16 protein-coding genes are annotated in these 14217 nt (G+C 73.3%); 5 read left to right on the top strand and 11 right to left on the bottom strand.

All coding sequences use genetic code 11. From position 1 onward, the window contains the following. The first annotated feature begins 84 nt into the window (after nucleotides 1–84). Both AC0HI0_RS33035 and AC0HI0_RS33040 read left to right on the top strand, forming a co-directional pair. The gene (locus tag AC0HI0_RS33035; RefSeq protein ID WP_480927383.1) at nucleotides 85–891 is read left to right on the top strand and encodes a hypothetical protein; all 807 of its coding nucleotides are present in this window, start codon (nucleotides 85–87) and stop codon (nucleotides 889–891) included. After that, entirely contained in the window at nucleotides 888–1292 is a 405-nt protein-coding gene (locus tag AC0HI0_RS33040; protein WP_480927384.1) for a hypothetical protein, read from the top strand. The genes AC0HI0_RS33035 and AC0HI0_RS33040 overlap by 4 nt, the downstream gene beginning before the upstream one ends. Here the strand turns inward: AC0HI0_RS33040 and AC0HI0_RS33045 are convergent. Next, a complete protein-coding gene (locus AC0HI0_RS33045; RefSeq protein ID WP_480927385.1) occupies nucleotides 1283–1588 on the bottom strand; it encodes a hypothetical protein in 306 nt (101 codons plus the stop codon). The two genes, AC0HI0_RS33040 and AC0HI0_RS33045, sit on opposite strands and share 10 nt — an antisense overlap. Nucleotides 1589–1771: 183 nt before the next feature. On the opposite strand from AC0HI0_RS33045, the gene AC0HI0_RS33050 reads away from it, so the two are divergent. Continuing rightward, nucleotides 1772–1993 carry a hypothetical protein gene (locus AC0HI0_RS33050; RefSeq protein WP_480927386.1) on the top strand — a complete coding sequence of 74 codons (222 nt, stop codon included), beginning with the start codon at nucleotides 1772–1774 and terminating at the stop codon, nucleotides 1991–1993. Nucleotides 1994–2040: 47 nt separating this feature from the next. On the opposite strand, the gene AC0HI0_RS33055 is transcribed toward AC0HI0_RS33050, so the two are convergent. Further along, on the bottom strand, nucleotides 2041–5121 hold the full coding sequence (locus AC0HI0_RS33055; RefSeq protein WP_480927387.1) for an RNA polymerase sigma factor: 3081 nt from the start codon (nucleotides 5119–5121) through the stop codon (nucleotides 2041–2043). 514 nt (nucleotides 5122–5635) lie between these two features. Further along, entirely contained in the window at nucleotides 5636–6364 is a 729-nt protein-coding gene (locus AC0HI0_RS33060) for an SDR family NAD(P)-dependent oxidoreductase (RefSeq protein ID WP_480927388.1), read from the bottom strand. A gap of 88 nt (nucleotides 6365–6452) precedes the next feature. Between AC0HI0_RS33060 and AC0HI0_RS33065 the strand changes: the two genes are divergently transcribed. Continuing rightward, nucleotides 6453–7070 (top strand): TetR/AcrR family transcriptional regulator, encoded by a 618-nt coding sequence (locus tag AC0HI0_RS33065; RefSeq protein ID WP_480927389.1) that lies wholly within the window; start codon nucleotides 6453–6455, stop codon nucleotides 7068–7070. A 10-nt stretch (nucleotides 7071–7080) separates the two neighbouring features. On the opposite strand, the gene arfB is transcribed toward AC0HI0_RS33065, so the two are convergent. The 5 genes from arfB to AC0HI0_RS33090 form a co-directional block, all read right to left on the bottom strand. Beyond that, the gene (gene arfB / locus AC0HI0_RS33070; protein WP_480927390.1) at nucleotides 7081–7509 is read right to left on the bottom strand and encodes an alternative ribosome rescue aminoacyl-tRNA hydrolase ArfB; all 429 of its coding nucleotides are present in this window, start codon (nucleotides 7507–7509) and stop codon (nucleotides 7081–7083) included. Nucleotides 7510–7519: 10 nt separating this feature from the next. After that, on the bottom strand, nucleotides 7520–8278 hold the full coding sequence (locus tag AC0HI0_RS33075; protein ID WP_480927391.1) for a hypothetical protein: 759 nt from the start codon (nucleotides 8276–8278) through the stop codon (nucleotides 7520–7522). Then, entirely contained in the window at nucleotides 8275–8769 is a 495-nt protein-coding gene (locus AC0HI0_RS33080; RefSeq protein WP_480927392.1) for a SigE family RNA polymerase sigma factor, read from the bottom strand. The genes AC0HI0_RS33075 and AC0HI0_RS33080 overlap by 4 nt, the downstream gene beginning before the upstream one ends. A 102-nt stretch (nucleotides 8770–8871) precedes the next feature. Beyond that, nucleotides 8872–9057 (bottom strand): DUF397 domain-containing protein, encoded by a 186-nt coding sequence (locus tag AC0HI0_RS33085; RefSeq protein ID WP_480927393.1) that lies wholly within the window; start codon nucleotides 9055–9057, stop codon nucleotides 8872–8874. Further along, nucleotides 9054–9920, bottom strand: coding sequence for a helix-turn-helix domain-containing protein (locus AC0HI0_RS33090; protein WP_480927394.1), 867 nt, complete (start codon nucleotides 9918–9920; stop codon nucleotides 9054–9056). Before AC0HI0_RS33090 ends, AC0HI0_RS33085 begins: the two co-directional genes overlap by 4 nt. 188 nt (nucleotides 9921–10108) lie before the next feature. Here AC0HI0_RS33090 and AC0HI0_RS33095 point away from each other — a divergent pair, with 188 nt between their 5' ends. Continuing rightward, on the top strand, nucleotides 10109–10588 hold the full coding sequence (locus AC0HI0_RS33095) for a hypothetical protein (protein ID WP_480927395.1): 480 nt from the start codon (nucleotides 10109–10111) through the stop codon (nucleotides 10586–10588). A gap of 52 nt (nucleotides 10589–10640) precedes the next feature. On the opposite strand, the gene purM is transcribed toward AC0HI0_RS33095, so the two are convergent. From purM to AC0HI0_RS33110, 3 genes are all read right to left on the bottom strand, one after another. Further along, a complete protein-coding gene (gene purM, locus AC0HI0_RS33100; protein ID WP_480927396.1) occupies nucleotides 10641–11714 on the bottom strand; it encodes a phosphoribosylformylglycinamidine cyclo-ligase in 1074 nt (357 codons plus the stop codon). 19 nt (nucleotides 11715–11733) lie between these two features. After that, on the bottom strand, nucleotides 11734–13266 hold the full coding sequence (gene purF / locus AC0HI0_RS33105) for an amidophosphoribosyltransferase (protein WP_480927397.1): 1533 nt from the start codon (nucleotides 13264–13266) through the stop codon (nucleotides 11734–11736). A gap of 106 nt (nucleotides 13267–13372) precedes the next feature. After that, complete coding sequence (locus AC0HI0_RS33110) at nucleotides 13373–14104, bottom strand: maleylpyruvate isomerase N-terminal domain-containing protein (RefSeq protein WP_480927398.1); 732 nt, start codon at nucleotides 14102–14104, stop codon at nucleotides 13373–13375. Nucleotides 14105–14217 lie beyond the last annotated feature (113 nt).

The raw sequence follows: 14217 nt of genomic DNA on the forward strand, positions 1-14217 counted from the left end.
CCGGTGCAGTACTCCACAGTGGCTCTGCACTGCACGGTGACTACGCGCGGCCACACCTGCGCACCACGTCGAAAGGGCGAGTCGATGAGTGCTGCCACCTTCCGGCGCAGTCTGCTGGTCTGCTGTGACCTGAGGCGCTACGGCGCGGCAGACGACCAGCTCCAGCGCGAGCTGCAAGAACTGCTGGTCCGCTGCCTGGACCGGGCCGGCGCGGCGGCCGGTCTGGACCGGTCCACCTGGCACCGCCAGGCCAAGGGCGACGAGGAGTGGGCGGTGCTGCCTCCGGACAGCCCGGAACACGTCGTCGTCGACACCTACGTCCGCGGGCTCAACGCGGAACTGACGTCGGCGAACCGCTACCGGGTTCCGGAGGCGCGCGCCCGGATGCGCCTGGCCATCCACCACGGCGCGGTGGTGGAAGGCGCGAACGGATTTCCCGGCCAGGATTCCGTGCTCGTCTCACGTCTGCTCAACAGCAAACCGGCGCACCTCGCGCTGGAGGAATTCCCGGACGCGGACCTCGTCGTGATGCTCTCCGAGATCGTGTATTCCTCGCTGGTGCTGGCCGGGCACACCACGTTGCGCCCGAAGGACTTCCGCCGGGTCGAAGTGGCGGAGAAGACGTTCCGCGGCCACGGCTGGATGTGGCTGCCAAACGGCGACGTCCACGCGCTGGACCTGGCCGGCGAGCCGTCGGTGTCCCAGACCCCGGCGGTCAACCAGAACGCCGTGGCGAGCGGCGGGTCGACGGTGATCCAGGCGGGCCGGGACGCGAGCGTGCCGACCTTCCAACGCGCCGACATGATCCAGAACTTCCACGGCAACGACCAGCGCGGCTCGCACTTCGGCCCGAGCTTCCGCAAGGGCGGGGAGGCCGACCCGACCCGATGAGAGGACGTGAGGTGCGCGAGGAGCCGCTGCGCGTGCTCGCCGGCGCCGTGGCCGGCGCGCTGGCCAAGGCGGTCGACACGGACCTGTGGACCGACCTGCGGGCCGGGGTGGTGGCGGTGCTCGCGCCCACGCTGGTCGACCTCGTCAGCGCCCGGCTGGACGAGGCGCGCAGCCGGGTGGTGGGCGCGCCGGCGGTCCGGCTGGAACTGGCGCGCGCCGAGTTCACCACGGAGTGGCGCGGCTCGATCCACACCATGCTCTGGCAGCACCCCGAGGCCGCCGACCCGCTGCGCGCGGTGCTCGGCTCGGTCAGCCCGGCCCTGCCGCGGGTGACCGGGGAGAGCGGCGTCGTGCAGCACACCGGCGTGCTCCCGACCGGGTGGCCGACCGGCTACCGGTAGCGGACCCGGGTGGACTTCACCCGCCGGAGGTCGGCGTCGGCCGCGACGACCTCGGGCCGGTGGGCGACGTCCGGGACGGCCATCTCCGACCACGCGCCCGACTCGGTCCACGACGCCGGGTGCGTACGCACGACCACCACGGCCGTGCGCCCGCGGTACGCCTCGGGCAGCCCAGCGGCGCGAAGTCGGTGCGCGACGGGCCGCGCGGGTGGTCCGGCACCCCCGGTAGAGGTTGCCGGGAACAGCTCCGAGTTCGACATCAGGTACGAGCCGTCGCCCGACAGGGTGGTGGCCACGCCCTCGGTCCGGAGGATCGCCGCGCCACACCGGCAACTCGGCGCACGCCGGCTCCGCACACTCCACTGTGGACAGAAACGCGCCGAAGCTTTTAGTCTCGCAGGCGAAGTCCGCGAACTATCAAGCCGACCGCCGAGAAGTCCCCAGCGGGACTGGCTGTCCGGTGCTCCCAACTGTCCACTGTGGATGCTGTCGGCATCGGCGGCGACGTGCCCGCCGCGATCTCCGCCCTGGCAGACGTGTCCGTGGTCGGCTACGACAACACGTCACCGGCCGTGCTCCGGCACGTCTCGCCGACCACGATCGACCAGCCACGCCACGAGTTCGGCCGGCTCGCAGCCGAAGCGCGGCAACCGTCGCTCGTCGTCCGCACGACCACCACGCCCCGACCCGAACGCCCCTGACCCCACCGGAGCGGGCCGGGGCTCGTGGCGAGACCCGGCCCGGCACCTCACCGGTCCGGCGGGCGGACGTAGGCCACGCCGAAGGCGGCGTCCGCCGGAACTCCGGCCAGGTCGTGGCACCACACCTCGATCCGCACCCGGCCGGGCACGGCGTAGGAGTTCAGCGCCGCCGCCCGGCACGTCCGGGGCTCCGCGCCCAGCGCGGTGACCTGCACCGAGTCGGCCGGCCACACGGTCCGGTTGCCCAGTGCCGCGTACGCCACGACGTACCGGCCGGTCGCCGTGCGGGTGACCGCCGGCACCTCCGGCCCGAACACCCGGTCGACCTGCCCGGCGGCGTCGGCGGTCAGGTACGCGGCCGGCACGTCGTCCTGGTGCAGGCCGGTGCCCCGCACGTGGCTCAGCTGCCAGCGCACGTCCCGGTCGCAGTGCACCAGGATGTCCGCCCCGAGTTCGGCCCGGCACCGCGCGAACTCCCCGCCCACGGGCGTGACCTGCACGTACCCGATGTCGGTCGCGGGCACCCGCCACTCGCCGACACCGAGCCGGACCGCCTGCTCCGAGGTGACCGCGCCGGACTCCGGAACACCCAGGTAGACGTGGAACGGCAGGTCCTTGGGCAGCCCGGTCGGGCCGTGGCAGTTCACGCCGACCAGGCCGTCCGGTCCGTCCACCGCCTGGTCGCGGACCACGCACGTGTCGGCGGACTGCGCGATCGCGGTCACGTGGGCGATCGTGCCCGGCACGCCGAGTCCGGGCATCCGCACGGTGTAGACGCCCGTCGCGGTGCGCAGCACGGACATCTTGCGCGCCCACCACGGGTCGTTGCCGGGCAGCGTGCCGCCCCACGTCGACCACTGGTGGTTCGGGTGCAGCTGCACGGGGACGCCGAGCGCGTACCCGTACTGGTAGACCTGCGCGTAGCCCCAGCCGGGCCGCGCCGGGCCGGGGTCGGCGGGCCGCAGCGGGCCGAGCCGCTCGCCCTGGTCGAGCGGTTTGCGGTAGACGGCGACGCCGAACGGCAGGTCCGCCGCGCGTCCGGCGTCGTCCACGCACTGCACGTCCACCCACGCCTCGTTGAGCGGGTAGGCGAACGCGCTCCAGGTCGCGGTGTGGCAGAACCCGGTGCGGGTCGCGCCGGACAGCACGGTGCCGCCCGGCAGGCCGACGCCCTTCACCAGCACCCGGTACAGGCCCAGGCCCAGGCGGTGCAGGGTGAACGCGCCGCCTGTGCTGTTGTACGACCGCGCGGGGTCGATCCGCAGGTCCGGCGCGGTGCCGGTGGTCTGCGCGTACGCGCCTACCGGGCCGGCCGGGGGCACGCCCTCGACGTAGGTCGCGGCCCACTTCGCGTCGGCCGTGCAGCGCACCCGGAGTACGGAGCCGGTGACGCCGCCGGACTGGCAGCGCACGGCGTCCGGGCCGTACGGGGTGATCTGCGCGTAGCCGACGCCGGTCGACGTGCCCAGGTCCGCTTCGTAGAGGCCGGGGCCGAGCCGGCGCACGGGCGCGTCCGGCCGGACCACGACCACGCCCTCACCCGGTTCGGCGAGCACGAGGTCGAAGCGGGTGTTGGCCGGCGTGCCGCCGTCGTGGCAGGCCACCACGACCACCTGGTCCGCCCCGGCCGGCCGGTTCTCCCGCACCACGCAGCCGACCGGCCGGGCGGCCTGGTGGAACGTGACGGTGGCGTGCGCGACCGACTTGTCCGACGCGTGCCCCGGCACGCGCAGCCGGTACACACCGACGTCCTGCCTGGTCACGGTGATCGGCTGCGGCGTGCCCCACTGCCACCCGGCGATCAGGTCGGTCTCCGCGCCGACCGGCGAGTCGGCCGGCTCCACGCGGGCGTAGGCCCACTTCGCGGGTGCCGCGACCCCGGGCGGCGGCGGGGTCGTGCCGGTCGGCGGCGCGGGCGGCTCCGACCGGGGCGGCGCGGACGACGGCGGCGTGGGCGGCGGTGCGACCCGGGGCGTGGTGCTCGGCGGCGGCGCACCGGTCGGCCTGGGCGCGGTGGTGGTCGTGGCGATGGCGACGACCGGCGCGACTTCGGGGTTCGGCGGGGCGTCCGGGGTGGTGGTCGTGCCGGACGGGGGTTGCGGTGCGGGCGCGTAGGTCCCGGCGACCGGCGGGTCCGGCGGCAGCGCGACGACGCCCGGCGGGTCTGGTTCGGTGGCGACGACCGCGATGACGGCCGCCGCCACCAAGCCGACCGCGCCGATCGCGACCCGCACCACGCCGGGGTTCTCCTGCACCGCGCGGGACAGCGCGTCCACGCCGGGCAGGCCCGCCACGCGCGCGCCGATCGTGCCCAGCAGCCCGGCCTCGGGCGTGGCGATCTCGGTGCCTCGGCTGAGGAACGCGACCGCCGTGCGCCGGTTCTCGTCGTCGTCGACGAACCCGAGCAGGCCCGGGCCGAGCGCCCACCGGGCGTAGTCGTGGGCGTCCTGCCGGCGGCGCGCGCACACCGGGCAGGTCTGCGCGTGCGCCAGCACGACGTCGGGCTGCTTGGGGTCGAACGGCCGGTCGGTGAGCGCGGCGAGGGCGACGCAGTGCCGCCGCCCGACGCGGGCCACCACGTAGGCGGCGATCGCCTTGCCCGCCGCCTTGCGCGCCCGGTCCAGCTGGCGGTCGGCCTGGCCGCGCCGCACGCCGAGCGCCTCGGCCAGTTCCGCGCCCACCACCAGCCGGCCGGTGCCCACGGTGAGCCGGATGTGCGCGGCCATCACCGGCCGCAGCCCCTCCGGGACGCCGGCCAGCGAGTCGGTCAGCACGGTGAGCACGCGGTCGCGGGACACCAGGTCGTCCACGTCCTCCGGCTCGACCGCGAGGTCTTCGGGAACCTCGCCGTCGGCTCGGCGGCTGTCCTCGGTGTAGTGGGCTTTGAGCACGTTGCGCGCGATGCCGATCAGCCACGCGTCCAGCTCGCGGGGCCGCTGGCCGTTGCGCAGCCCTTCCAGGGCCCGCACGACCACCTCGGCGGCGAGGTCGTCGGCGTCGTCGGCGTCGTCGACCCGGTTGCGCAGGAACGGTTTGACCTTGCTCTGGCAGCGCGCGAACAGCTCGTGCCGGGCGTCGTGGTCGCCGGCACGGAGTCGGTCCAGGAGGGGTAAGTCCTCGTCGGCCATCACTGACCTCATCTCCCGTCGCGGAGGAACCGTTACGACCGGCGGACCGGGTGGTCCGCCGGCCTGATCACGTTGCTGCAGAACGAAGATCGACCGGTCGTCGAACCGGCCGAGGAGTCCCGGCCGTGCGCGGCGCAGCCGAGGAACGCGGTCACGGCGGGGTTCTCGGCGGCGTGGAAGTCGGGTGTCCGCGCGGATGAACGCGTTGCTGTGCCCGGTGTTCGCGAGACCCAGCCGGATGTCCCGGTAGACCTTGACGGTCACCGAGCGGCCGCCGACGTTGTCGCTCGACGCGCCGACCTGGCCGACCGCGCCGGTGCTGATCACGTCGTCGGGCCGCAGGTCGGCCAGGCACGGCGAGGTGGGCGTGGTCGGCGCGGCAGGACTCTCCTCATGTTCCCTCCCGGAATCGGTCTTGCGGGAGGGACGTGGGAGCCGGTCGCGGCGATCTCCCCGACCGTGGCCGGAGTTCACTCGTCCGGAGCAGTTCGGACCGGGTGCCGCTGCCTGCCGGCTACGCCACCGCGCCGGCGTCGACCAGGAAGGACGCCCCCGTGACGTTGCGCCCGCCGGGGCCGGCGAGGTGCACGACCATCGCGGCCACGTCCTCCGGGTCGCAGTACCGGTCCAGCGCGGTGAAAGCGCGTTCGGCGGCGGCGTCCGGGCCGTCCGCCGGGTTCATCCCGGTGTCGGTGGAGCCGGGGTGCACGAGGTTGACGGTGATCCCGCGCGGCCCGAGGTCGCGGGCCAGGCCCTTGGTGAGGCCGACCAGCGCGGCCTTGCTCATCGAGTACGCGGCCCAGCCGGGCGTCGGCACCCGCTCGGCCAGGCTGCTGCCGATCGTGATGATCCGGCCGCCCGCCCTCAGGTGCGGCGACGCGGCCTTGGCCAGCACGAACGCCGCGCGGGCGTGCACCGCGAGGAGCCGGTCCACGTCGTCGTCGGAGGTCTCGTCGAAGGGCCCGAAGACCGCGATGCCGGCGTTGTTGACCAGGATGTCGAGGCCGCCGAACACCTCCGCGGTCCGGGCCACGGCGTGCCGCAGGGCGGCGTTGTCGGTCGCCTCCGCGCGGATCGCCACGGCGTTGTCCAGCGCGTCGACCACGGCCCGCGCCCGGTCTTCCGCACTGGCGTAGGTGATGGCGACGTTCGCGCCGTCGTGCGCGAGCCGCGTGGCGATGGCCGCCCCGATCCCCCGGCTGCCGCCGGTGACCAGCGCCGTCCTGCCGTCGAGCTGTCCCATCCCGATCGCCCCCACTATCCGGAACCAGTTCCGCTTTCCAGCTTAAGCGGAACTGGTTCCGCTTGTCCACGGCGTCTAGGGTGGCCCCGTGAGCGAGCGGGTCGACGCCGCCCGGAACCGGGCGAAGATCCTGGCCGCGGCGGCGGACATCGTGGCCACGCGGGGGATCGAGGGGCTCGGCATGGCCGAGGTCGCGGCGGCGTCCGGCGTCGGCGTGGGCACCCTGTACCGCCGCTTCGGCGACCGCGCGGGGCTCGCGCACGCGCTGATCGACGACTCGGAGCGCGAGTTCCAGCAGGCGTTCATCACCGGTCCGCCGCCGCTGGGGCCGGGCGGCCCGCCGGTCGCCCGGATCCGCGCGTTCCTGCACGCGCTGACCGATCGCACGCTGGCCCAACTGGACCTGCTGCTGATGGCCGAGACGGCCGGCCCGTCGGCCCGCTTCGGCGGCGCGTACGAGGTGTACCACCGGCACCTGGCGGTGCTGGTGGCCTCGGCGCGGCCCGACCTGGACGCCGCGTTCACCGCGGACGCCCTCCTCGCCCCCTTGGCCGCCAACCTGGTGACCCACCGCCGATCCGGCGACACGACGCTCAAAGCCGGGCTGGACGCCCTGACCGACGCCCTGTTCCGGCCCGACGACCGGGAGAACGCACGCGTGCCACCGGCGGACGACGCTCCCGCCGGCCGCGAACGTCCACAGTAGACGGATCGGGCTAGTCCCAGCCGCCCCCGCGCCGGCCCTGCTTGGTCTGCGCGCGCCGCTTCTTCTCGGCGATCCGGCGCTCCTGCGACCCCCTGGTCGGCTTGGTGGCCCGGCGCACGGGCGGCGGCGCGGCGGCCGCGTCGCGCAGCAGCCGGGCCAACCGCTCACGGGCCGCCGCGCGGTTCTGCAACTGCGCGCGGTGCTCGCTCGCGGCGACCGTGAGCACGCCGTCCACCAGCCGGTTGCCCAGCCGCCCGAGCATCCGCCGGCGCAGCCACTCGGGCACCGACGGCGAGGCGGCCAGGTCGAACGACAGCTCGACCCGGCTGTCGGCGGTGTTCACGCCCTGCCCACCGGGACCCGACGACCGGGAGAACCGCTCGCTCAACTCGGCCGCCGGCACCACCAGCGTCCGCGTCACGATCAAGTCCTCCGCCACACCGAACAGGTTAGAACGAGACCCCCGGCAAAGTCGCGATCTTTGCGAGCTGCTCGAACGTCAGCGGCGCGTCCGTCCCGGTGGTGCCGGCCTTCGGGTCGCTGTTCACGGCGGTCACCGAGAACACCGCGCCGTCCGGTTTCCTCGTGGACGCGGTGAGCGCGTGCGTCGCCCCGTACCGGTAGTCGACCACCGCCATCTCGACGCCGTCGACCACCCGCACGTCGCACTTGGTGTTCGCGTCCCCGCCGGCGCACCCGAAGTCCTGCGCGTAGAGGGACACCAGCACCTGGCCCGCGCGGTCCCCGGTGAGCATGGTCACCGCCTTGTACCCGCCCTGGCTGACCACGAACTCCCACGGGCCGCCCGGGTTGCCGGGCACGCCCGCGACCGGCACGTCCGGCAGCACGCCCGACTTCGTCAGCAACGACGTCAGCTCGGCGGCGTGCTCCCCGCTGGTCGGCCGGGGCGGGTTCGTCGGCGTCGGCGGCACCACGCGGCTCGACGTGGTGCCGCCCGGCGGCGTGCCGGGCGTGGTCGCCACCACCGAACCCGACGGCTGCCCGCCCGCCTGCACGCCACCGCCCCCGCTGGACCCGAGCATGGCCGGGACGCACACCGCGGTCACGGTGGCGAGGGCGGCGGCGGCGACCAGCGAGCGGCGGGCCGCCGCCCGGCGGCGGCCGGCCTTCTTGATCGCGGCGAGGTCGAGGTTGAGCGGCGGCTCGTCGTCGAACGCCGCTTCCAGGGTCTGCCTGATGTCGGTCATGTCCGCTCCTCGAATACGTGGCGGCCGAGAAGCTGCCGGAGCGCGGCGAGGCCCTTCGCCGCCTGGCTCTTCACGGTGCCTTCGGTCCGACCGAGGAGGCGCGCGGTCTCCGTGACGCCCAGGTCCTCCCAGTAGCGGAGCACCACGACGGCCCGCTGGCCCGGTGGCAGCGCCGCCAGGGCGTCGCGCACGTCGAAGTCGGCGGGCGCGTTGCCGGCCACCGCGACGTCCGGCAGCGACTCCACGACCGTCTCCCGCTTGCGGAACCCGCGACGCGCGTCGTCGATGGCCGCCCGGACCAGGATCTTGCGCGCGTAGGCGTCCACCGAACCGTCCCGCCGGACCCGGGGCCAGGCCACGTACAGCTTGGTCAGCGCGATTTGCACCAGGTCTTCCGCGCGGTGCCAGTCACCGCACAGCAGGTACGCGGTCCGCCGCAGCGCCAACGCGCGGGCGTCCACGAACTCGCCGAACTCGCGATCGCGTTCCACTCGCCCTCCCTCAGTCGTCGCTTGATACGCGCCGAACACCTCAGGAGGTTGCCTCGAAGGGCGGAAAGCCGGACCAGGTCACCGGAGCACGGGGACGCGGGATCAGCCGGTCGCCTTGATCGCGTCGAGGAACGCGGTGAACGACCTGCCGGGCACCACCAGGCGGCCCGCGTGCGGAGCCTTCGAGTCCCGCACCCCGACCACCGGCGCAGCGGACTTCGCCACCTCGACGCACTGGCCGTTGCCGGCGGATCCGGTCGCCTTCCGCCAAGTCCCGGTCTCGGTCATGTTGCCAGCTCCCTTCGGATGGAATCGATCAAGGACAACGACTTGCGCTCGGACAACGCCGACTCCAGGAGCCGGTCTGCCACGCCCGCGTACTCGTCGACGTCCTCATTATCGTCCCGGTACCGGCCTCCGCTGCGATCCTCCAGGTAGACGACTCCGGGATCGCGATCGATCGGGAACTCCAACAACGTGAAAGAACCGTGCAACGACGCGTGCGCCCCTGCTGTGTAAGGCAACACCCGCACCGAGATATTGGGGTGCCGGACGAGCGTCCGCAGGTGGTCGAGCTGGGCAACCGCACCGGCCCGGCCGCCGATCTCCTTGCGCAGGATGGCCTCGTCCAGAATCGCGACGACCTCCAGCGGCCGGTCTTCGCGGTAAAGCACGTCCTGGCGGCGGATCCGCAGGTTGACCGTTTCGGCGAGCTGCTCGTCGGACAGCTCGCCGAAGTGCCCGCGAACAGCCGCCTCGGCGTAGCTGCGGCATTGCAGAACCCCGGTCACCACAACGGCGTCGTACGTGAAGATCCGGCTCGCACCCTGTTCCAGTCCCAGGTACAGGTCGAACCCGGGCGGCAGGCTGGGCAGCTCGTCCGGTTCGAACACGGCGGGCGAGGTGCGGACCTGGACGATCAGCTCGCAGAACGTCTCGACCAACTCGGGCGCGCCGTAGAACGGCAGCAGCAGCTCCACCTCGGGCAGCTTGGGCAGGTTGCGGCCGGTCTCGAAGTGGCCCATGCGGCCCTTCGTGGTGTCGATGCGCTTCGCGGCGTCGCCTTGGTGCAGACCGGCGGCCTCGCGCAGCCTCTTCAGCTCGAACGCGAGGTACCGCCGGATGACCGTCGGCGTGGTCGACAGCGCCATGTCCCCAAGTTCCTTTCACCCGATCGACGGACCATCTCAGTAGTCCCATCTGGGTTAGTCAACGCTACCGTAGGCCCTACAAATCAAACCGACTATCGGGAACACTCCCACAACCCAGGTCGCCTATGGGGGAGGCCACTCGTTCGTGGGCCGGTCGTCGGGAAGTCCGCAGCCGAGGGAGCAACGACGTGGATGAAGCGATGCCGCGCGGGCAGGTCGTGACCAGCGTGGGTCTGACCTTGACCGAGGACGTGCCGGTCGTGCTGCGGGGTTCCACCGGCGGCCGGCTGTTCCTCGCGTTCGGCGACGAGGTCGAGATCGTGCTGGAGCGGTCGCACCTGCGCGCGTTGACGGCGCAGGCCGGTGTCGCCGAACGGGACGCCGCGTCCGTCGAGGCGGCGGAGGACGTGGTCGCCGACGCGTGGCAGGCCGGCGCGCAGGCCCGCACCGCCGCCGAGGCCGCGCGGGAGCACGCCGACGCCGCGCGCCGGGCCGGGTTCACCGCCGAGGCCGACCAGGCGGTCGAGGCCGCGCGGTGCGCGGTGGAGGCCGCGAACCTGGCGCAGGACGCGGTGCGGCGGGCCTTCCAGTTGATCGACCTCGCCGACCGGGCGGCCGACGACGTCCGCCGTGCCGGCGAAGTCGCCGCACGCGCCGCCAAGGTCTGAAAACGCCGAACGCGGCCGGGGACGTGCCCCGACCGCGTCCGTAACGAGTACCTCAGAACCTCGGGTGGTCGCCCACCAGCGAGGTGGTCCCGTGGGACCGGCCGACCTCGCCGAGCACCCACGCGGGCACGTGGCGGGCGGTCAGCACGGCCAGCGAGCGGTCCACGTCCTCGGGCGAGACCACGGCCACCATGCCGATGCCCATGTTGAACGTCTTCTCCATCTCCTCGCGCTCGACCCGGCCGCGCTGGGCGATCAGGGCGAACACCGGGGCCGGCGACCACGTGCCCCGGTCGAGCCGGGCGTGCAGGCCCTCGGGCAGCACCCGGGCCAGGTTCGCCGCCAGGCCACCGCCGGTGATGTGCGCGAACGTGCGCACCTCGGCCTCGGCGGCCAGCGCCAGGCAGTCCTTGGCGTAGATCCGGGTCGGCTCCAGCAGCTCCTCGCCGAGCGTGCGGCCGAACTCCTCGACGTGCCCGGACAGCGGCATCCGGTTGATGTCGAGCAGCACGTGCCGCGCCAAGGAGTACCCGTTCGAGTGCAGCCCGGACGAGCCCATGGCGATCACCACGTCGCCGTCGCGCACCCGGTCCGGCCCGAGCATCCCGGACGCCTCCACCACGCCCACGCCGGTGCCGGAGATGTCGTAGTCGTCGTCGCCCATCAGGCCGGGGTGCTCGGCGGTCTCGCCGCCCAGCAGCGCGCAGCCGGCCAGCACGCAGCCCTCCGCGATGCCCTTGACCAGCGCGGCGACCTTGTCCGGGACGACCCGACCGACCGCGATGTAGTCCTGGAGGAACAACGGCTCCGCGCCGCACACCACCAGGTCGTCCACCACCATCGCGACCAGGTCGATGCCGACCGTGTCGTGCTTGTCGAGGGCCTGCGCCACCGCGATCTTGGTGCCGACGCCGTCCGTGGAGGCCGCGAGCACCGGCTCCTTCCAGCGGTCCAGGCGCATCTTGAACAGGCCCGCGAAGCCGCCGATGCCGCCGAGCACCTCCGGACGCTGCGCCTTCGCCGCCCACGGCTTGAGCTTCTCCACCGCCTCGTCACCTGCGGTGATGCTTACTCCGGCGGCGGCGTAGGTGGCCTTGGCGGTGTCGGTCACGTCACTGGCTTCCATTGTTCTGCGGGCATCCATTTCAGGGCCGTTGTAGGGCGTCCTCGGCACCGTACCCGTTCGCCAGGACGGGAGCGGCCGAGCCCGCGACACCCCGGATGCCCTCCAGCAGGTGCTTGCCGATCAGCGCGTCCTCGGGCAGCGGGATGGGGTACTCGCCGTCGAAGCACGCCGAGCACAGCCGGGTCTTGGGCTGCTCGGTGGCCGCGATCAGCTGCTCCAGCGACACGTAGCCCAGCGAGTCCGACCCGATCGACCGGCGGATGCCGTCGTCGTCCAGGCCGTTGGCGATCAGTTCGGCGCGCGAGGCGAAGTCGATGCCGTAGAAGCACGGCCACTTGACCGGCGGGGACGCGATCCGGACGTGCACCTCGACCGCGCCCGCCTCGCGCAGCATCCGGACCAGCGCGCGCTGGGTGTTGCCGCGCACGATCGAGTCGTCCACGACGACCAGCCGCTTGCCGCGGATCACGTCCCGCAGCGGGTTGAGCTTGAGCCGGATGCCGAGCTGCCGGATGGTCTGCGACGGCTGGATGAACGTCCGGCCCACGTAGGCGTTCTTGACCAGGCCGGACCCGTACGGGATGCCGCTGGCCTGGGCGTAGCCGATCGCGGCGGGCGTGCCGGACTCGGGCACCGGGATCACCAGGTCGGCGTCCACCGGGTGCTCGTGGGCGAGCCGGCGGCCGATCTCCACGCGGGTGGCGTGCACGCCGCGGCCGGCGATCGTGGTGTCCGGGCGGGCCAGGTAGACGTACTCGAAGATGCAGCCCTTGGGCTCGGGGTTGGCGAACCGGCTGGACCGCAGGCCGTTCTCGTCGATCGCGATCAGCTCGCCCGGCTCGACCTCGCGGACGAACGACGCGCCGACGATGTCCAGCGCGGCCGTCTCGCTGGCCACCACCCAGCCGCGCTCCAGCCGGCCCAGCACCAGCGGCCGGACGCCCTGCGGGTCGCGCGCCGCGTACAGCGTGGACTCGTCGGAGAAGGTCAGGCAGAACGCGCCGCGCAGCGTCGGCAGCAGTTCCAGCGCGGCCTGCTCGATGCCGATGTCGGCGGCGGTCACCGCGAGCAGCCCGCACACCAGGTCGGAGTCGGTGGTCGCGCCGTGCCGGGTGTCCACCCCCAGCTCGCGGGCGCGGGCCTGGAGTTCGGCGGTGTTGACCAGGTTGCCGTTGTGGCCCAGCGACAGGCCGGACCCGGTGGCCGTGGTGCGGAACGTCGGCTGCGCGTTCTCCCAGGTCGTGGACCCGGTGGTGGAGTAGCGGCAGTGGCCGACCGCGACGTGGCCGCGCAGGCTGAGCAGCACCTGCTCGTCGAACACCTGGCTGACCAGCCCGAGGTCCTTGAACACGACCACCTGGCTGCCGTCGCCGACCGAGATGCCGGCGGCCTCCTGGCCGCGGTGCTGCAACGCGTACAGGCCGTAGTAGGTGAGCTTGGCGACCTCTTCACCGGGGGCCCACACCCCGAAGACCCCGCATTCCTCCCGGGGTTCCTGCTCTTCGTGCTCTTCGGTGTCGGATCGGCCGGTTGCGGACTGGTCGGTGACCACCGAGTGCTCCCTAGCGACGAGGTCGGGCTGCACCACCGAGTGTAAGGCGAACGGGGGGTGAACCACCCCCATCAGGCCCCGTCCGTAGTGACGAAACGCACCTCGCCTAGTCCAACCTGAGCACGCTCAGCACGCTCTGGTCACCGGTTGTCTTCAACGGCAGCCGCCCCCACAGCCCGTAGTGCACGATCTGCGCCTCGCCGGTGATCAGGAGGTCGGTCTCCTCGCCCGGCCACGCGGCGCGCAGCTCCGGGGCCAGGCCGGGCTCCAGCTTCACCACCCACGCCTCGGGCACGTCGGTCAGCTGGACCAGCGCGGTGCCCTTCACCGTCGGCGGCACGTCGGCGGCGTACTTGGCGGCGACCAGCGTGCCCAACGCCTCCTCGATGCCGTCCACGGAGAAGTCCGCGTCGCCGTCGACGAGTTTGCGCAACGCGGCCTGCGCGTCCCATCGCCGCAGGTCCAGTTCGTGCGCGAGGCGGCGGTGCCACACCCACGCGAGGTCCGGCGTGGCGGGCGAGAACGTCCACGCGGGCCGGTTCCCGGGCACCGCGGGCAGCACCTCGGCGGCCAGCGCGAGCTGCGCGTCCAGGTACTCCAGCGGGTTGACGCCGGCCGGCGGCGGGGGCAGCCGCAGCTGCACCGTGCTGCCGCTGCGCAGGTACTCCAACGACGTCTGGAGGAACCGCCCCACGTGCAGGACCAACTCGGTGAACGTCCAGCCGGGGCAACTGGGCACCTTCGCCGCCGGGTCGGCCTCGGCGACCGCCGCCCGGAACATCGCCGCCTGCTCGGTGAACTTCTCGGTCCACCTCGGGGTGGTCCAACCTCCGGCCACGCTGATTGCCTCCTCAGGTCTGCCCGGTCATGGTGCCGTACTTCGGTGTCGGTGTCGGGGGAACCGGTGTTGATCCCGGTGCGTCGCACTGTCCAGCGGCCAGTGGCACGAAG

The sequence above is a fragment of the Saccharothrix sp. NBAS 001 genome, assembly GCF_056640475.1.